The sequence below is a fragment of the Staphylococcus simulans genome (assembly GCF_025561465.1).
Lineage (GTDB): Bacteria > Bacillota > Bacilli > Staphylococcales > Staphylococcaceae > Staphylococcus > Staphylococcus simulans.
Window position 1 is genome coordinate 1,636,210 of the sequence record NZ_CP095100.1, and the last position, 19,299, is coordinate 1,655,508.

Annotated in this window: 16 protein-coding genes; 2 read left to right on the forward strand and 14 right to left on the reverse strand. The window is 36.2% G+C overall.

Translation table 11 applies throughout. The annotated features are described in order from the left end of the window. Window positions 1-56 precede the first annotated feature (56 nt). A complete protein-coding gene (locus MUA87_RS07655) occupies window positions 57-275 on the forward strand; it encodes a hypothetical protein (RefSeq protein WP_002480735.1) in 219 nt (72 codons plus the stop codon). 104 nt (window positions 276-379) lie between these two features. Here MUA87_RS07655 and MUA87_RS07660 read toward each other — a convergent pair whose 3' ends face one another. Next, a complete protein-coding gene (locus tag MUA87_RS07660) occupies window positions 380-1,210 on the reverse strand; it encodes a LysR family transcriptional regulator (protein WP_262550430.1) in 831 nt (276 codons plus the stop codon). Between the two features lie 122 nt (window positions 1,211-1,332). Between MUA87_RS07660 and MUA87_RS07665 the strand changes: the two genes are divergently transcribed. Further along, window positions 1,333-2,328 carry a YeiH family protein gene (locus MUA87_RS07665; RefSeq protein ID WP_262550432.1) on the forward strand — a complete coding sequence of 332 codons (996 nt, stop codon included), beginning with the start codon at window positions 1,333-1,335 and terminating at the stop codon, window positions 2,326-2,328. Window positions 2,329-2,448: 120 nt separating this feature from the next. Here MUA87_RS07665 and rny read toward each other — a convergent pair whose 3' ends face one another. The 13 genes from rny to pnp all read right to left on the reverse strand — a co-directional run bounded on the left by rny (window position 2,449) and on the right by pnp (window position 19,295). Continuing rightward, window positions 2,449-4,008, reverse strand: coding sequence for a ribonuclease Y (gene rny, locus MUA87_RS07670; protein ID WP_002480732.1), 1,560 nt, complete (start codon window positions 4,006-4,008; stop codon window positions 2,449-2,451). A 199-nt stretch (window positions 4,009-4,207) separates the two neighbouring features. Then, window positions 4,208-5,272 carry a recombinase RecA gene (gene recA, locus MUA87_RS07675; protein ID WP_002480731.1) on the reverse strand — a complete coding sequence of 355 codons (1,065 nt, stop codon included), beginning with the start codon at window positions 5,270-5,272 and terminating at the stop codon, window positions 4,208-4,210. A 168-nt stretch (window positions 5,273-5,440) separates the two neighbouring features. Then, window positions 5,441-6,586, reverse strand: coding sequence for a CinA family nicotinamide mononucleotide deamidase-related protein (locus MUA87_RS07680; protein ID WP_262550433.1), 1,146 nt, complete (start codon window positions 6,584-6,586; stop codon window positions 5,441-5,443). Window positions 6,587-6,720: 134 nt separating this feature from the next. Continuing rightward, window positions 6,721-7,302: a CDP-diacylglycerol--glycerol-3-phosphate 3-phosphatidyltransferase gene (gene pgsA, locus MUA87_RS07685; protein WP_002480729.1), complete on the reverse strand. Its 582-nt coding sequence runs from the start codon at window positions 7,300-7,302 to the stop codon at window positions 6,721-6,723. Between the two features lie 25 nt (window positions 7,303-7,327). Beyond that, window positions 7,328-7,726: a helix-turn-helix domain-containing protein gene (locus MUA87_RS07690; RefSeq protein ID WP_002480728.1), complete on the reverse strand. Its 399-nt coding sequence runs from the start codon at window positions 7,724-7,726 to the stop codon at window positions 7,328-7,330. Window positions 7,727-7,747: 21 nt separating this feature from the next. Continuing rightward, window positions 7,748-8,587, reverse strand: coding sequence for a DUF3388 domain-containing protein (locus tag MUA87_RS07695; RefSeq protein ID WP_023015675.1), 840 nt, complete (start codon window positions 8,585-8,587; stop codon window positions 7,748-7,750). Window positions 8,588-8,719: 132 nt separating this feature from the next. Beyond that, window positions 8,720-9,424 (reverse strand): elongation factor P 5-aminopentanone reductase, encoded by a 705-nt coding sequence (gene ymfI / locus MUA87_RS07700; protein ID WP_023015676.1) that lies wholly within the window; start codon window positions 9,422-9,424, stop codon window positions 8,720-8,722. Next, on the reverse strand, window positions 9,425-10,711 hold the full coding sequence (gene yfmH, locus MUA87_RS07705; RefSeq protein ID WP_262550436.1) for an EF-P 5-aminopentanol modification-associated protein YfmH: 1,287 nt from the start codon (window positions 10,709-10,711) through the stop codon (window positions 9,425-9,427). Continuing rightward, a complete protein-coding gene (yfmF, locus tag MUA87_RS07710; protein ID WP_262551398.1) occupies window positions 10,712-11,938 on the reverse strand; it encodes an EF-P 5-aminopentanol modification-associated protein YfmF in 1,227 nt (408 codons plus the stop codon). Window positions 11,939-11,996: 58 nt separating this feature from the next. Then, window positions 11,997-12,719 (reverse strand): GntR family transcriptional regulator, encoded by a 723-nt coding sequence (locus MUA87_RS07715; RefSeq protein ID WP_002480723.1) that lies wholly within the window; start codon window positions 12,717-12,719, stop codon window positions 11,997-11,999. 2 nt (window positions 12,720-12,721) lie between these two features. Further along, a complete protein-coding gene (locus MUA87_RS07720; protein WP_262550438.1) occupies window positions 12,722-15,094 on the reverse strand; it encodes an FtsK/SpoIIIE family DNA translocase in 2,373 nt (790 codons plus the stop codon). 232 nt (window positions 15,095-15,326) lie between these two features. After that, complete coding sequence (gene rnjB / locus MUA87_RS07725) at window positions 15,327-17,000, reverse strand: ribonuclease J2 (RefSeq protein ID WP_002480721.1); 1,674 nt, start codon at window positions 16,998-17,000, stop codon at window positions 15,327-15,329. A 189-nt stretch (window positions 17,001-17,189) separates the two neighbouring features. Then, the gene (pnp, locus tag MUA87_RS07730; RefSeq protein WP_262550440.1) at window positions 17,190-19,295 is read right to left on the reverse strand and encodes a polyribonucleotide nucleotidyltransferase; all 2,106 of its coding nucleotides are present in this window, start codon (window positions 19,293-19,295) and stop codon (window positions 17,190-17,192) included. Window positions 19,296-19,299: the final 4 nt, after the last annotated feature.

A 19,299-nucleotide genomic window follows, 5' to 3' on the forward strand; every position in this document is an offset into this window, starting at 1 on the left:
GGTGTGTTTGTATGTTATGATTTGTCTATCAAATTTATAGGAGATGTCGTTATTCAATGTCAATTAATATTGATCCCGAAAAGTTCGCAGAACTAGTACTTCAATCAAATCCGTCAAAAAGTGAGGATGCTGAAGATATCGCAAAAGAAGCTTTAGAACTTTATGTTAATGCTTATCGTTTAGCTGAAAGATACGCACAATTATCTTCAAACGCTTTAGATACATGCGAAGTACTTAAAGAAGTAAAACAAACAGATTTACTTTTATCTAAATAAAGACAACGATTATAAAAATAAAAGCAATGCAGTGATATACACTGACACATGAAACACGTGAAGTTAAGCAAAATATGCTTAACTTCTTTTTTATGTTCAACTTTTTATTGTTTCTTCAAATGTTCTATCAATAAGCTTAGATTATCATCAATGTATTTATTCTTATGTGTAAACAAATAAAAATCACGTTGTATATCTACAGGTACTACGCTTAAATATTGATGATCATAAGGAGTCAGTGCTGAAGAGGAAACAATAGATATTCCCATACCACTGCGCACCATATTTTTAATCAGTGTGGTATTATTCATTTCAACTAAAAAGATATCATCTAAGCCTAGTTTCTCAATTCCCTTCTCTTGGTATGCACGCGTACCTGAGCCTCTTTCTCTAATATAAAACGTTGAAGCTTGTTCAAACACTTGCCCTTTTCTACGAATTAAAACTAACTCATCATGTTCAATTTTAATTTTATTTAACGCATTGTCTTGAATTTCTTTTTCTACAATACCTACATCGATACTATTATGTTTAAGATGTTCAATAATATGTTCTGAGTTATCTAATCTCGCATGAATGTGTAATTTAGGATATTTTAGAGCCAAGTCTGCGAGATGTTCAGACAATCGATATTCTCCGTAAGTGTAACTGCTGCCAATGGTTAGTTCTCCTGAAATTGTATGAGGTGCTTGTTTTAAATCTTTTCTCAAACGATCTTCAAGTCGCTGTTTTTGTATCGCATATCGAAATAAAGTTTCACCATCAGTTGTGAGTCGCATGTTCGAATGTTTAAATTCAAATACCTTCACGTCATAGTCACTTTCTAAGCGTTTAATATCTCGGCTGATTGAAGGTTGCGAGGTATATAAGTTTTGTGCTGCTTTCGTGTAGCTTCTCGTTTTTACGACTTCAATTAATACTTTAAAAGAATCCATTGTACGTCCTCCGACTCTTTGACTTTTCACTATTATAACAAATTTGTTATGAGCGCTATACCAAATATTTATTTAACGTTATAGTCAGCCAATGATAACCTTAATTTTAAGGAGGCATGACTATGACAACATTTAGACAAAAACCTTTCATACTAGGGATACTCTTTACTCTGGTTATCGCACTCATCAGTATGTTGTTAGCGAAGTTGCCGATTCTCGCAAATGTAGGTGCATTGACTATTGCGATCTTATTTGCGATTGTTTATCGACATATTAAAGGATATCCGGAAACACTTAGACCTGGCATTGAATTTTCAGCGAAAAAGCTTTTGAAATTTGCGATTGTCTTGTATGGTCTTAAATTAAATATTAACGAAATCATTACACAAGGACGTACATTATTACTCGTGGATATCGGTGTAGTTATTTTTAGTATCGGTTTTATTTTCTTATTAAACAAATGGCTTAAAGGTGATCGTGATATCGGTCTTCTATTAGGAATCGGAACAGGAATTTGCGGTGCAGCTGCTATTGCCGCAACTTCTTCAATTCTAAAAGCGAAAGAGAAAGACACAGCATTAAGTGTGGGCATTATCGCATTAATCGGAACACTCTTTTCATTGGCCTACACTGTAATTACTTCTATCTTTAATATTGCGCCACAATTATACGGTGCATGGTCAGGCAGTAGTTTACATGAAATTGCGCATGTCGTATTAGCTGCTGGATTTGCGGGAGAAGCTTCACTTAAAATCGGACTACTCGCAAAACTCGGACGTGTATTTCTATTGATTCCAGTCAGTTTGATTTTACTCGCAATCATGAAATACAAATCACAACATAGTGCACAAAAAGCTAAAATAGAAATTCCATATTTCTTATTTGGTTTTATTATTGCTGCATTGATTAATACGTATTTACCATTGCCAGAACCTTTAATGGCAGTATTAAATTTCTTAGCAACATTACTCATCATAATGGCAATGGTTGGATTAGGCTTGAATGTTGCCTTAAAAGATATTAAAGATCGTGCCGGCAAAACATTAATAGCAATTGTAATCGCATCTATTATATTATCCGCATTAACTTTTGCGACTCTAAGTATGCTGCATATATAAATTTAATATGAATTAAATGAAACTATCCCTTGAGCTCATTCAAAAGCTGAAGGGATAGTTTATTTGTATATAAAAGAACCTTGAGCTATCTCTAGCCCAAGGTTCTGTTGGTTTCAAAAATTATTTTGCATATTCAATTGCTCTCGTCTCACGAACAACTGTCACTTTGATATGTCCTGGATACTGTAGTTCATCTTCTATTTGTTTTTTAATATCTCTTGCTAGGCGATGTGCTTTCAAGTCATCGATGTCATCTGGTGATACAATCACACGGATTTCACGACCTGCTTGAATCGCAAATGCTTTTTCTACGCCTTCATAACCTTCAGATAGTGCTTCTAAGCGTTCCAATCTGCGGATATAATTTTCAAGTGTCTCTTTACGAGCACCTGGACGCGCTGCTGATAAAGCGTCTGCTGCAGCAACTAGGATAGAGATAATAGATGTTGGTTCAACATCCCCGTGGTGGGAATGAATCGCATTAATAACTGTTTCGTTTTCATGATATTTCTTCGCAAGTTCTACACCAATTTCGACATGGCTGCCTTCTACTTCATGATCAATCGCTTTACCAACGTCATGTAACAAACCAGCACGTTTTGCCAATGTCACGTCTTCACCAAGTTCAGCTGCAAGCATTCCTGATAAATGCGCAACTTCGATTGAGTGTTTTAAGACATTTTGGCCATAACTTGTTCTGAATTTAAGTCGACCGAGTATTTTAACTAGGTCTGGATGCATGTTATGAACGTTAATTTCAAATGTAGCTTGTTCACCAGCATCTCGGATAATATCATCTACTTCTTTACGTGCTTTTTCTACCATGTCTTCGATACGACCCGGATGAATCCGACCGTCTGAAACAAGGTTGACTAAAGCTGTGCGTGCAATTTCTCGTCGAATAGGATCGAAGCCTGATAATATAACCGCTTCTGGTGTATCATCTATAATTAAATCGATACCCGTCAATGTTTCTAAAGTACGAATGTTTCGACCTTCACGGCCAATAATACGACCTTTCATTTCATCATTCGGTAAGTTGACTACCGATACTGTTGACTCTGAAGTATGTTCAGCAGCTAAGCGTTGAACCGTTGTTGCCAACAGTTCTTTTGCGGTTTTATCAACTTTTTCTTTCGCTTCATTTTCCTTTTCTTTAACAAGTACTGCAATATCTTGTGACAGTTCTTCTTCAACACGTTGAAACTGTTCTTTGATAGCTTCATCACGTGTGAGACCGGAGATGCGTTCTAATTCTTGTTCGTGCTTCATTATTATGGATTGAACACTACTCTCTTTTGCATCTACTTGTTGTTGTTTTTCTTCAATTTTCGATTCTTTTTGCTCTAAAATCTCATCTTTTTTGTCTAATAGATCAGACTTACGCTCTAAGTTATCTTCTTTTTGAAGAAGGCGGGTCTCTTGTTTTTGAAGATTTCCACGTATTTCTCGAAGTTCATTTTCTGTTTGTTCTTTTAAACGTTGATTTTCTTCTTTCGCCTCAAGTAATCTCTCTTTCTTGAGATTCTCTGCTTCTTTGTTCGCCTGATTGATAATATCATCTGCAGTTTGTTTTGCTTGCACTTGTTTATCGTGCAAAACTTTTTGGGCAACTATATACCCTACAACAACTCCTAGAATACAACCCAGCAAAATGAGTAGGAGGGTTAATAAATTCACACAAACACCTCCTTTTTCTAGGATTTTGTTTATTTGTATATCAATTTCAATATGATTATATGAAGTTATATAAGAATCATACATACCAATTGTACTTTTTTAACATGAGAAGTGTCAAGGTTAATAGTTTACATAACCTTCATAATTACACCGCAAAAAGAAAAACCTGGAAGCTATTTCCAGGTTTATAAAATAGATACTATTCTTCTTCAAATAAAGATGCATTTTCACTATTTTTTTCTGCTTCTTTTTCTTCTTTCTCTTCAACATCTCCATCAAAAATACCAAGTTTTTGACGTAATTTTTGATCGATGTCTGCTTTAACATCAGGATGTTCTTTCAAGTAATTCTTAACGTTTTCTTTACCTTGACCCATACGGTCGCCGTTGTAAGAATACCAAGCACCTGATTTATCAACGATATCATGTTCAACACCTAAGTCGATTAATTCGCCTTCTTTAGAAATACCTTGTCCGTACATAATATCAACTTCTGCTACTCTGAATGGTGGCGCAACTTTGTTTTTAACTACTTTAATTTTAGTACGGTTACCTACAATTTCTTGGCCTTGTTTTAATTGTTCTGCACGACGTACTTCTAAACGTACTGAGCTGTAGAACTTCAATGCACGTCCACCTGGCGTTGTTTCAGGGTTACCGAACATTACGCCGACTTTTTCACGGATTTGGTTGATGAAAATCGCTGTACAGTTTGATTTAGAAATAGCACCTGAAAGTTTACGTAAAGCTTGTGACATTAAACGAGCTTGTAAACCAACGTGTGTATCTCCCATTTCACCTTCAATTTCAGCTTTAGGTGTTAATGCTGCAACTGAGTCGACAACAATAATGTCTACTGCACCACTACGCACAAATGCTTCTGCAATTTCTAAACCTTGTTCCCCATGGTCAGGTTGTGAAAGGTATAAGTTATTGATATCTACACCTAATGCTTCTGCATATACAGGATCTAACGCGTGCTCAGCATCAATAAATGCTGCAATGCCGCCTTGTTTTTGTACTTCAGCAATCGCATGCAATGCAACTGTTGTTTTACCAGAACTTTCTGGTCCGTAAATTTCTACAATTCTTCCTTTAGGGTATCCGCCTACTCCTAAGGCATTATCTAATGTAACAGAACCGCTTGATACACTTGAAACTCGGCGCGCTTTGTTATCGCCTAACTTCATAACCGCACCCTTACCAAACGATTTCTCCATATTCTTAATTACAGTATCTAGCGCTTTTTGACGTTCATTATTCAATGTCTGGCCTCCTATTCGAGATATCTTCTCAAATTTATCTTAATTCATACTATACAGGTTTCTATCCTAAATTACAAGAAATAAACGAATATTTGTTCGGTTATTTCTTGTTTTAAGTGATAACCAACCGAACACTAGTACTTATAAACGTAATTTTTTGTCTATTTCTTACTTAGAAAACATATTTATCAAACGGATATAGACATAGTTTGGCGTTCTATGTTTAATTAAATTCCTTTTTTGCGTCATAGTAAACGCTTCTATTTTGAAGTCATCTTCTGTGCGTACACCTAAATACACTTCATCCTCTTCATGCAATAAGGCTACACCGATATCAGTTTGATAAAGTTTACGTACTTGTTCTGCACCTGATTTTAATCGTGTTTTAATATCTAAGTCTTGTTCTACAAAGATAACATCATCAACCAACATACCTCTTAACTTATCAAGTTTATCATCTTCTTTAAGTTTAGAGTAAACTTCTCCTGATGTAACACCATCATAAATCGCAAAAGTACCCGGTACTTTTTCAAGTGTTGCTTGTTCGATTGTTGTTTCATCAGAACCAAAATAATAATCTCCAATACGATTAAGGATTTCTGTTCTAATTGGTTTGATTAAAGACTTACATGTATCTTCATCTGGTCCACTTGCTGTAACACGAATTTTAACTTCATGAGAACCAGCTAAAGGAGCAATTGTTGGATTAGATTGATTGTCGATTAAATCTAACAACTCTGTTTCAACACGTGATTCTCCGATACCCGCAAACTTCAATTGTTCAGAAAAGATTGTACCGTTTTCTTGCATTAATAATGGAAGTAATTCTTCTTCTGCCATCGGATTCATTTCTTTTGGTGGTCCAGGCATTAACGCAATACGTTTACCATCTTGTTCTACTAACATGCCAGGTGCCATACCTACTCTATTTGGCAGAACCGTTGACCCTTCAATCACTAATGCTTGTTGTTTATTATTTTCGCTCATTTCTTGTTTTTGTTCTTTAAAGTAGCTTTCAATATATTCTAATGCTGTTTCATCTGTAACCAGTTCACGCCCTAAGACTTTTGCTACTGTATGTTTCGTTAAATCATCTTTTGTCGGACCAAGTCCGCCTGTCATTACGATCGTATCGTTAACTTCTAGAGATTGACGCAATAAGCGTTCTAATCTAGCTTCATTATCTCCAATTACCGCTTGTTCCACGACATTTAAGCCAACACCGTTAAATAATTGAGAAAGGAACTTCGCGTTAGTATTGAGTATTTGTCCTAATAGGAGTTCTGATCCTACTGCTACAATAGAAATTTTCATAAAATTTCCTCCATTACCTTTGAGAATCTTAATTCATACCATACAAATATAAGAGTGGCATAAACATAGTGATTTGTGAACTCATATGCATTCAGTTCACCGCTATGTATATGCCACCCTTAAGATGATATAGATTATGATTGTTTTTTAAATACATCTCTACCTTTGTAGAAATATTCAATACCTGAAAGAACCGTAAAGAATACACCGATGTATAACAATACTTGTCCGATTGGGAAACCAATCCATACGACAAGTGGTTCACCAAGTAAAATCCAAACTAATGCAACCATTGTAACTGCTGTTTTAATTTTACCTAATTGACCTGCAGCGCTGACAAAGCCTTGTTCAATTTGAAGTAAGCGTAAGCCTGTTACCGCAAATTCACGTGCAATGATAATAATCGCTACAACTGAATTCGTTAAATCAAGTTGAACTAAAACGATTAAAGCACTCGCAACTAACAATTTATCTGCTAGCGGGTCTAAGAATTTCCCCATGTTTGTCACTAAATTCCATTTACGTGCTAAGTAGCCATCCGCAAAGTCACTGAGTGAAGCGATGATAAAAATCAAACCGCTGATAAAGAACTCAATACGAATCGAATGACTTCCGATAAATGTCATATTGCCAAAGCCGAAGTCGACTAACGCAAAAAGAATAAATACCGGTATTAAAATTACCCTGAAGATGGTTATCTGATTGGGTAGATTCATAAACATTTCCTCTTTTCTTGCTATTTTATAATAAGAATACTGCTGCCACCCATAAGACCAAAGTTACCACAATAAAAATACTGAGCCAAACAACCAGTTGCTTAGAATCTTTACTTTGTGTTTTATAATCTGGCGGATTTGAACCACTGAATTGTTCAATAGTTTCATCATAGTGGCTATCTGCAGAATTCGGCAGCTCCTCTTGATGATGAGCAATCAGGATAGAAGCATCTGTATTCACTGCTTTGGCATATTTCTCAATAATACCTTCCGCATAATTCGGATTAGAAAGCGCATTAAAATCATTCGCTTCGATAAGAGTCAAAGTTTCTCTTTTCACTTTAGTCTTTGACTCTAATTCATTTAACGTCATGCCTAAGCGTTCTCTTTTCCCTTTTAATGTCTGTCCAATTGTATTGCTCATGTTTTGACACTCCTTGAAACATTATTCAAAAAATCCGAATCCTCCGCCAAAGTCATCAAAGGAATTACCGAAATCTAAGTTATTCTTACTTTTAACTGTTTGTTGTTTCATATGTTCATATTTGATTTCTTGATCTTCAGTTTCTCTCAACTCAATAATATAATCAAAGTCTTCTAACTGATAATCACAAGAATCTACAAATAAATCCGGATGTTCTACCACTTTGATTGCTGGTAAAGCCATCACTTCATCGACTAATTGACGATGCTTAGGATCATTTTCTCTGGCAGTCACTGCCCCATCGATAATATAAACATGTTCTGGTCCGTATTCTCCTTTTAATAGAGAATTACGTATGGTTTGTTTAATCAATGTAGAACTGATAAACAGCCAACGCTTATGCGCACAGACACTGCCTGCTACAATTGATTCTGTTTTACCGACACGTGGCATGCCACGAATACCGATTAGTTTATGGCCTTCTTCTTTAAAGATTTCTGCTAAAAAGTCTACCAGCAGACCTAAATCCTCACGTTCGAATCTGAACGTTTTCTTATCATCTGCATCTTGTTTGATATAGCGGCCATGTCTGACTGCTAAACGATCACGTAATTGCGGTTTACGCATTTTAGTAATCGAAATTTCATCAATTTGACTTACAATATCTTCAAAGCGTCGCATTTTGTCTAAACTGTCTGCACGAATTAATAGACCTCGACGATTTTGATCGACGCCATTAATTGTCACAATACTGATCCCCATCATCCCTAATAGACTTGCGACATCTCCTAAAAGTCCAGCTCGGTTAAAGGTAATTTCATATTCTAAATACCATTCAATTTTTCTTTCTGGTGCTATCATGTTTTAACACGCCCCTTAGTTCAACAACATATAGAATTCATCAGAATGAATTGATACATACTCATTTTCAATAGAATTGAAAGATATCTACATTATACATTATCTCTAAGTATATGAATATGGAATTCATGTTTAAATATACCAACCGCCATTGACTTTCTGTATTGTACCTGTGACACTTTGTGCACGTTTATCATAAAGATAAGCACATGTGTACGCAACTTCATCTGGTGTAACCATACGTTGTTGTGGCAGTTCATCAATAATAGCTGCTAATTCAGAAGGTTCAAACTCATCTGCCATATTACCACTGACCATGCCAGGTGTCACAGCATTGACTGTAATATTTGTCATCGCAAGTTCTTGGCTTAAAGCTTTCACAAAGCCGATTTGTGCCGCTTTCATCGCAGAATAAACAGTTTCCATGCTCGCACCTGTTTCTCCCCATATTGAAGAGATAATTAAAATGCGACCATGAGCACTTGCTCTTAATTGTTCTAAAAAGAAACGTGTAATAAGCATCATGTTTTTAACATTCAACTGATAACATGCATCAATGTCTGTTGCTGTCATATCTTGAAACATGCCATATAAACTGCGACCAGCTGCATAAACTAAAACATCCAAATTATGAATAAATGAAAATACAGATTCCATGTTTATATCTTGCGTCAAATCCGCTTGTACAAACGATACATTCTGACTCTCATATTTAGCTTTTAGCTGATCTGGTGACGATTGATTATAATGAACAATGACCTCATAACCATCTGACAATAATTGTTCTACAATAGCGGAACCAATAGAGCCAGAACCTCCAATGACTAATGCTTTCATTTACTTCTTAATCTCCAGTCTGCTGTCAGCAATTTGATCAAAGTTTAAACTTTTCTCTGCCGCTTCATTAATACTCTCTAACGTGATACTATCTACAATGTCCAACACATTGAATAAGCTGACACCTTCGAAATAAAGTTTTGTATATTGATTCGCAATATATTCTGGTGAGTTCAAACTTGAAATAAACTCTCCAATAAATTGTTTCTTCAATAATTCAAAGGCTTCTTCATCTTCTAAATTGCCGACCTTAGCTTTCAACTCATCCAACAATAACGACTTCAACTTATCTGGGTCTGGTGTTGAACTTGTAATTAAAGAGAAGCTGTAAGAAGGTTCTAACACAAATTGATAACCAAATGTATCATCAATTAAGCCTTCATTTAATAAGTTTTGATAGAAGTCTGTTTCTTCACCTAATACCATTTCGAAGAAGAATGTCATTTCAATATCACGTTTCATAAAGACTTCTTTTGATGCTTGTTGCGGTACGTTTTTAAAGCCAAGCATCAATCTTGGAATTTGAATATTCATTTCCTCAACCACTTTGGTTTGTTGAACTGCTTCAGGCTCTTCTAAGCTATCGCGTACAATTTCAGGCTGTGCTGTCAATTCTCGTTTTGCTTCATGATCACGAACTAAATCATGAATACGTTCAGGATCGACATTACCTACAACAAACATCACCATATTAGATGGATGATAGAATGTTTCGTAGCAAAGATATAAATCATCTTTTGTAATTTCATAAATACTTTCAACACTGCCAGCAATATCTACTTTAACAGGGTGTTGTTTATACATTGCACGTAATGTATTGAACATTAGCTTATAACCTGGTTGTTCTTGATACATTTTTATTTCTTCAGCAATAATCCCTTTTTCTTTTTCAACTGTTGCTTCAGTGAAATAAGGCGTCTCTACCATGTTCATCAAACGTAAAATGTTCGACTCTACATTTGAGGTTGCGCTGAATAAATAACTTGTACGATCGAAACTTGTAAAGGCATTGACTTGTGCGTTATCTTCCGCAAAGTCAGTAAATAAGTCGCCTTCTTCTTTTTCAAATAATTTATGTTCTAAGAAATGCGCAACACCATCCGGTACTGTCACAAATTCATCACTGCCTAAAGGTTTAAATTTGCTGTCTAATGAACCGAACTGTGTCGTATATGTAACAAATGTTTTTTGGAACCCTGGCTTTGGAATGATAAAAACTTTTAAGCCATTATCCATTTGCGCTTCATATACTGTTTCATCGATTAACTCATAATAACGTTTTTTCATTTATGCTTCGTCCTCCTTCGTCAACACATAAATCGTATCTAGGATGGCACTTTGTGTGAGACGAATAACATCTTCTTTCGTCACATCGTGAATTTTTTGTCCATAATTACCATTTGTTAAATCTTTCGGTAATAAGATTTGATTATGTGCAATTTCTACCATACTTTTCGGACGGTCTTGTGATTCGTTACGTTGTGAAATTAAAATTTTCTTCGCAAGTTCTAATTTCTCTTCACTGAATTCACCACGTTGGAATTTTTCAAATTCCGCTAAAATCGTATCTTTCGCAACTTCATATTTTTCAGCAGAAACACCACTTAACACAAACATGTAGCCATTCTTACCATCAATTTGTGAATGTACAGAATATGCTAAACTTTGTTTTTCACGCACTTCATTGAACAAGACAGATGATGGATCACCACCGAACATTGTGTTGAAGACCACAAAGGTATAGTAATCTGGTTGTCCATAATATGTGTTGAAGCGATAACCGATGTTCAACTTCGCTTGGTCAATTTCGTCATATTCTACAATAGTTTGCGGCAGTTCATCTTTAGAACGTTGTGCTTGAATGACTGAAGACACTTGTTGAAGTGGTTTAATATCAAACAGTTGTTTGATTTTGTTTGTGACTTCTTCTGAATCGACATTACCTACGACATAAACAGCACAATCATCGTTCTCTAACATGGATTGGTATGTATGATATAACAATTCTGGTGTGATTTGAGGTATATGTTCGATTAAACCTGATGCTAGATAACTATATGGTTGATCGCCAAACATGTTTTTCATTAATTTTAAGAAAGCTAGTTGTGCTTTATTATCATTGATTGCTTCTAGTTTCTTTTTCAATAATGTCTTTTCTTGTGTCACAAATGTTTCATTGAAACGTTCGTTTTCAACTAATGGATGATAAAGAATTTGTTGAAGTAATGCTAAACCTTCATCAAACAAGGGGTCTTTATGTTTTAAGTAACGTTCGTTCACAATTTCTAATGTAATTGTGATGACATGTTTATCCTTGAACTTTGTCACGAAACTATTGACATAAGCCCCATATAACTCTGAAAGTTTTCTGTTAAACGCTTTATCTGTCGGCCATTCTTTTGTGGCTCTGACAAGTAATTTACTTAACAAGGCACGCGCAGTCATCGTTTCTTCATCCAGCGGTGCCATAAATTTGAATGTGATAATTGTTGTTTTAAATTTATCCGTCGGCATCACCTTAATGCGCGGCTCTGTATGATTGTGTTGTTGACTCACACTGTCACACCCTTTCTTAATTTTCTTCAATTTTACGTATTGTTTTAAATTTGACTACTTCACTCTTGAAGTAATTATAAGAGTAAAGAATCGGTCTGTTTTGATGGTCATAATGGATTTGTCTTAATAGCATCAATGCTTCATTTGGTGCTGACTCTAAAGCTTCTGATACTTTAGGTTCATAGCTGACCGATTCAATCTCTGTTTCTGAATATGCGATACTGATATCAGCAAAAGCTTTGATTGCAGTTAAAATGGATTCATCATGCGCTTGAAATGCAGCACAAGTCAGGTAACTTGTTGCCACTTTATCTAAACAATAAACAACAGGACTACCATCAGCGGTTCTGATTCTTTCAATCAACGTGACAAATTCGCCTTCTTTTAAATCCAGCGCTTTACGATCATACATTGTTGCTGGTTGTTGATCTAAATTCATAAAAATAGTGCCCGCTTTATAACCTTCATTTTCAATCATTTTGCTGATGCTTAACAACTTATCAAGTGGATAGAAGAAAGGTTGAGAAGTTTTAACACTCGCTGTTGCTTCAAAGTTTTGTGTTAAAACTTGTTCCGTAATAAGTTCATCCACTGCATCATATACATCATCAGTTTTTGCGTTAACTTCTCTTGCGATTGATAAAGTACTTGGAACCGGATCACCCGGTTGCAAGTTACCTTCTTCAATTTCATTTAATATCCATTCTTTAATTCTGTATATCGAATTCGTATTTGTCATCATTACACCTCACCATTATCTAAATCCACTAATACTTGTCGTGGTTTACTGCCTCGTTGTGGTCCAATCACTTGGTTGTTTTCTAAATCATCCATTAAACGTGATGCACGGTTGTAACCGATTCTGAATTGACGTTGTAAAAGGGATGTACTCGCTTTTTGCTGTTCGACAATAAATTGATAAGCTTCATCATATAGCGGATCTTCACTTTTCTTTTCTCCGCCCTCTGGTGTTGTACCAGGTTCCATTTCTTTAACATAATTCGCTTTTTGTTGATCAATTACAAAATTCACTACATTTTGAACTTCTTGATCACTTAAGAATGCACCTTGGATACGCGTTTGAATAGAACCGCCATTACCAAAGTACAACATATCCCCTTTACCTAATAGCTTCTCAGCTCCGCCTCGGTCGATAATCGTACGAGAGTCTGTTTGAGAGCTGACCGCAAAGGCAATACGTGATGGAATATTGTTCTTGATTAATCCCGTAATAACATCCACAGATGGACGTTGTGTCGCAATAATTAAGTGAATGCCTGCAGCACGAGCCATTTGTGTAATACGTTGAATCGCATTCTCAACATCTTTACCTGCAACCATCATCAAGTCAGCTAATTCATCTACAATTACGACAATATAAGGTAATAGAGATTGTTTTTCATCTAATTCCTCATTTTGACGCTTCATATAGTCATTATAGCTTTCAATATTTCTAGTACCCGTATGTTGGAATAAATCATAACGACGTTCCATTTCCGCCACAATTTTCTCTAACGCTTGCGATGCTTTATGAGGATTTGTGACCACTGGAATTAATAAATGCGGAATACCGTTATATACATTCAATTCTACCATTTTTGGGTCAATTAGCATGAGTTTTACTTCATGTGGTTTCGCATTCAGTAAAATACTCGTAATGATACCATTGATACATACAGATTTACCGCTTCCGGTAGAACCTGCCACAAGCAAGTGCGGCATTTTATTTAATTCTACGCTGATAGGTTCGCCTGATATATCTCTACCCAAACCTACCTCTAATTTATTCTTAGAAGGGAATTTTTCATCTAAGACTTCTTTTAAAGAGACTAATGCGATTTTATCATTCGGTACTTCGATACCTACAGCTGAACGACCAGGAATCGGCGCTTCAATACGCACATCTTTGGCAGCCAAAGCTAACGCAATATCATTATGCAAGTTGACGATTTTGCTGACTTTAACCCCTTGTGCTGGTTGTACTTCATATTGAGTCACTGCCGGACCGATTTTGATTTGGGTTACTTTCGCATTAACATTAAAGTTCTTCAATGTATTTTCAAGTAAGCGCCCTTTCTTTTGAACTTCAGCACGTGAAGTTGTTTTTTGTTTCACTGGTTCATTCAAAATTGAAAGTGGCGGTAATTGATAGTCTGAATTTTCAACTTCACCCGCTTCAGAAATACTGCCCATATCTTCAGATGATTCTGTTGATTCATTTGTTTGTGTTTGTTCTACCAACTGACGTTTTTCACGTTTTCTTTTAGGTGCAGGTTCTGCTTGAGGTTTAGGTTCTGCTGGTTTTGGTGTCTCTTCTTTTTGATCATCACCGAAAATCGGAATCGCAGCTTCTTGCTTCTCTGGTTCTGACATGGGAACTTCTGTAAAGTCGCTGACATCCTTCACTTCTTCTTGTTGTGCACGCTCTGCTGCTTTTTCTTCTTTACGGCGTTGTTTTTCTTCTGCACGCTCAGCTTGACGTGCTTTACGTTCTTTTCTATGTACTGCTGCTTTTTCACTGCCTGATTTTAATTTCTCTAAGAAAATTTTAGCCACATCACGATGACGTTGTTTAGATAATAAAATAAAACTAGAAATAAAAAGTAATATTGTTAAGATGACAACGCCGACAATAGATACAAGCGGTATAGAGAAATGAACTAAATAATAACCAAGCACCCCGCCGCCGAAATTCGGAAAATGGGTTTTATCATATTGACGATACACATAAGAAATAACAGGTTCACGGTCGCCCGCAGCACCTTTCGTAAAGACTAAATACAACTGTGTCGCAAATAATAACGCAACTTGTAACACAATTGAACCTGTTAATCTTCTAGTTTTCGGCAACTTGCCGTTATAAGCTAAAAAGCCTGATGCTAATATAACGAGAATGTAGGTTAAGTATCTACTATAGCCAAACAAGTAATTGAAAAGGGTATCAATTACTCTTCCGATTATTCCTAATTGGAAGGCACCTAGAACAACAAGCACTACCGTAATAATCGCAGCAATATAGCGTAACGGTGCTTCATTTTGTTTTTTCTTTGTGGTTTTTCTTCTTGCTGTCGTTTTACGTTTCGTATTTGTTGTTCTTTTCTTTCTTTGTGCCAAAACATACACCTTCTTTTCCATAAAATATGTCTTAGTGAATATGTATTATGCGTACAGACAAACTAAGGTGCCTATACGCACACATGCTAAACTTACTATCCTTCTATTTTAACATTTAACGTATAGACCACATAGTTACACATGATTAAAATATGAGCTATACGATGAAATGCTATGGTACGCATGTTTGCACACCATAGCATTCTTGTATGTTAATCTTGCATACTTTTAATTAAACTTCAGAAATAATTGGGATAATCATTGGACGACGTTTTGTGTTTTCAAACAACAACTTGCTGATTTTATCACGCATATTTTGCTTGATTTCAGACCATTCAATACGACGTTCTTGAAGACCTTGTTCCACAATCTCGCGTACTTTTTCTTCCGCTTCTTTCAACAATTCTTCACTTTCTCTGACATACACGAAACCACGTGATTGAATTTCAGGTCCTGCCGCAATTTGTCGGTTTTTCGGATCTAAAGTCACAACCGCAATGAAAATACCATCTTCTGCTAATAAATGGCGGTCACGTAAAACGATATTACCGACGTCACCGACACCGATACCATCAATCAGTACGTTACCTGATTCTACTTTTTCATTTAAAATCATATCTTCGCCATCGAAGTTTAAGACATCGCCTTTTTCAGCTAAGAAAATCTTTTCAGGTGCTACACCTGCTTCAGCCGCTAATTTTGCATGGGCAATCTGCATTTTGAACTCGCCTTGGACAGGGATAAAGTATTCTGGCTTCATGATGTTAATCATCATTTTGAGTTCTTCCATGCAACCATGACTTGATGCGTGGATTTTCTTATTATTTGGGATGATATCTGCTCCGGCACGTGCTAATTCATTTAACGTGTCACCGATAATTACTTCCATGTTAGCTGACGCTGTCATGGCTAAGAAGACTGAATCTCCTTTTTCGATATTCATAATTTTATGCTTTTGACGCGCCATTTGGTTCAATGCTTCTACAGGTTCTCCTTGCATACCTGTCGCAATAATTACCACTTCATTTTTCGGATAATTTTTAACTTCATTAATTGGAATTAATAAGTCTTTTGGAATATCAAAGTATCCCATTTTACGTGCAATATTGAATGATGTTTCTAGTGAACGTCCTAAGAATGATACTTTACGATTCAATTTGCAAGCTATATTTAACACTTGTTGAATTCTGATAAAGTTTGATGCATAACAAGACACAATCAATCTGCCATTCACTTTTGTAAATGCATCTAACATATGAGATTCAATCACATTTTCAGGTGTGTTGTAACCTGGTTTCTCCGCTTCAGTCGAATCACTGATTAACGCAAAGACACCTTCGTCTCCGATTTCAGTCATTTTCTTAAGATCTGGCGCATAGTTGCCTTGTAAACTTTGGTCAAATTTAAATTCACCAGTATATACAATTGCACCATATGACGTATGAATCGTTACACCTAAACTATCTGGAATACTATGTGATGTATTAAAGAATGATACATTGACATTTTTAAAGCGCATTACAGATTCATTGTTGACTGTATAATATCTGACTTTCTTATCAATTTTACGTTCTTTCATATATTCTTTAACAAGTGCTAATGTCAATTTAGAACCATATACTGGTGCGTCAACTTTTTCTAAAACATAGCTGACTGCACCAATCGCATGCTCATGTCCATGCGATAAGAATATACCTTTTAATTTATCTTTATTTTCAATGACATATTGAATATCAGGAATTACAATGTCGACACCCAGCATTTCGTCTTCTGGGAACATTAGACCTGCATCCAACATAAACATTTCATCGTCAACTTCAACGATATACATATTCTTCGCAATTTCACCCACGCCGCCAAGCGGGATGATGCGAATATCATTATTCTTTTTCTTTACTAAATTCAATTTTTCTCCTCCTATTTATAATCCCCGACCATATAAGTATTCACTCTATATTATAAGTTAAAATCTTTTTAATGTACACTAATGAATCCATAGGCCAGCACGATGTTAAACCGTACATATGTATAAAAGAATGCTTGTGAAGCAACATCAAGTTGTACAAGCATTCTTCTTATTCAATCTCATATTCTATTAGTTTTCTTTATTTAATAATACACGGTGAGATGCATTCACACGTCCTTTACTGTCAATTTCAGTTACTTTAACTTCAATTGAGTCGCCAAGTTTCAATACATCTTCAACTTTATTGATACGCTCATTCGCAATTTGTGAGATGTGTAATAACGCATCAGTGCCTGGGAATAATTCTACGAACGCACCGTATTTTTCAATACGTTTAACTTTCGCATTATATGTTTGACCCACTTCTGCTTCACGTGTAATTTCTTCAATAATTTCACGCGCACGATTGATCATCGCTTGATCTACTGCACCGATAAAGATAGTACCATCTTGTTCGATATCCAGTTTAACACCTGTTTCATCAATGATTTCATTGATTTTCTTACCGCCAGGTCCAATAACATCTCTGATTTTGTCTGGTTTGATTGTCATTGTTTCAACTTTAGGTGCATACGCACTTAGTTCTGGTCTTGGTTGATCGATTGTTTGAAGCATGTGTTCTAGAATTGTTAAACGGCCGACACGTGCTTGTTCTAAAGCTTCTTCAATGATTTCTCTAGTTAAACCATCGATTTTGATATCCATTTGGATTGCTGTGATACCATCTTTAGTACCGGCAACTTTGAAGTCCATGTCGCCTAAAGCATCTTCCATACCTTGAATATCTGTAAGAATTGTATAGTTATCATCGCGTGTTACAAGACCCATCGCAATACCAGCAACTGGTGCTTTGATTGGTACACCTGCATCCATTAAAGCAAGTGTAGAACCGCAAATAGATGCTTGTGATGATGAACCGTTTGATTCAAGCACTTCGCTGACAATACGTACTGTATATGGGAAATCTTGTGTGTCAGGAATGATATATTTCAAAGCACGTTCGCCTAATGCACCGTGTCCGATTTCACGACGACCTGGTGCACGAACTGGACCTGTTTCACCTACTGAGAAGTTCGGGAAGTTATAGTGATGCATAAAGCGTTTTTCAACTTCAGGTCCTAAACCGTCAATTAATTGATATTCGCTTAATGCGCCTAATGTCAATACAGATAACGCTTGTGTTTGACCACGAGTGAATAAACCTGAACCATGTGCACGCGGTAATAGACCTACTTCAGATTCTAATGGACGAATTTCATCTGGTTTACGTCCATCTGGTCGTACTTTTTCATCCGCGATTTGACGACGGACTTCTTCTTTTACTAAATCATTTAAGATTGCATTTACTTCAGCAAGTAACGCTTCGTTTTCCGGATTTTCTTCATCCTCGAAAATCTCAATAATTTCGTCACGAACTGCGTCGATATTTTCTTCGCGTTCTTTTTTATCAAAGGTTTGAATAGCTTCCTTCAAACCTTTTTCTTGTGTTAATGCAGTTACTTTTTCTTCGACTTCTGCATCACGTTCAACTGGAATAAATTCTGATTTCTCAGGTTTAAGATAATCAATAATTTCCTCTTGGAACGCTACTAAACGCTTGATTTCTTCATGACCGAAGAAAATTGCATCTAGCATTTCTTTTTCAGTAATCTCGCTTGCGCCTGCTTCAACCATGTTGACTGCGTCTTTATGGCCTGCAACTTCTAAATCTAAACGAGATTGTTCTTTTTGTTCTACAGTCGGGTTGATCACATATTGACCATCAACATAACCGACATTTACCCCTGCAATCGGACCTTGGAATGGGATATCTGATACACTTAATGCCATTGATGAACCGATCATTGCTGCCATTTCTGGTGAACAATCCGGATCAGCACTTAACACGATATTCATGATTTGAACATCATGGCGGTAACCTTTAGGGAATAATGGACGGATTGGTCTATCGATTAAACGCGCAGTTAAAGTTGCTTCGTCAGCCGGACGACCTTCACGTTTTTTAAAGCCCCCAGGAATTTTACCTGCTGCATACATTTTTTCTTCATAGTTAACTGTTAATGGGAAGAAATCTCCATCACGCGGTTCTTTTGATGCTGTCGCAGTAGATAATACAACTGTATCCCCATAACGTACGAGTACCGCACCGTTTGCTTGTTTTGCCATCTGCCCAGTTTCAATTGTTAACGGACGGTTTGCCCATTCGGTCTTAAACACTTTCTTGTCTTGAGACATTAGG

Bases quoted from the DNA above. Each gene is read 5' to 3' on its own strand.
- MUA87_RS07695 (WP_023015675.1), bottom strand. From the start codon at position 8,587: ATGATAGCACCAGAAAGAAAAATTGAATGGTATTTAGAATATGAAATT.
- yfmF (WP_262551398.1), bottom strand. From the start codon at position 11,938: ATGCCGACGGATAAATTTAAAACAACAATTATCACATTCAAATTTATG.
- pnp (WP_262550440.1), bottom strand. From the start codon at position 19,295: ATGTCTCAAGACAAGAAAGTGTTTAAGACCGAATGGGCAAACCGTCCG.
- MUA87_RS07660 (WP_262550430.1), bottom strand. From the start codon at position 1,210: ATGGATTCTTTTAAAGTATTAATTGAAGTCGTAAAAACGAGAAGCTAC.
- MUA87_RS07680 (WP_262550433.1), bottom strand. From the start codon at position 6,586: ATGAAAATTTCTATTGTAGCAGTAGGATCAGAACTCCTATTAGGACAA.
- MUA87_RS07665 (WP_262550432.1), top strand. From the start codon at position 1,333: ATGACAACATTTAGACAAAAACCTTTCATACTAGGGATACTCTTTACT.
- yfmH (WP_262550436.1), bottom strand. From the start codon at position 10,711: ATGAAAAAACGTTATTATGAGTTAATCGATGAAACAGTATATGAAGCG.
- ymfI (WP_023015676.1), bottom strand. From the start codon at position 9,424: ATGAAAGCATTAGTCATTGGAGGTTCTGGCTCTATTGGTTCCGCTATT.
- MUA87_RS07690 (WP_002480728.1), bottom strand. From the start codon at position 7,726: ATGAGCAATACAATTGGACAGACATTAAAAGGGAAAAGAGAACGCTTA.
- pgsA (WP_002480729.1), bottom strand. From the start codon at position 7,302: ATGAATCTACCCAATCAGATAACCATCTTCAGGGTAATTTTAATACCG.
- MUA87_RS07715 (WP_002480723.1), bottom strand. From the start codon at position 12,719: ATGACAAATACGAATTCGATATACAGAATTAAAGAATGGATATTAAAT.
- MUA87_RS07655 (WP_002480735.1), top strand. From the start codon at position 57: ATGTCAATTAATATTGATCCCGAAAAGTTCGCAGAACTAGTACTTCAA.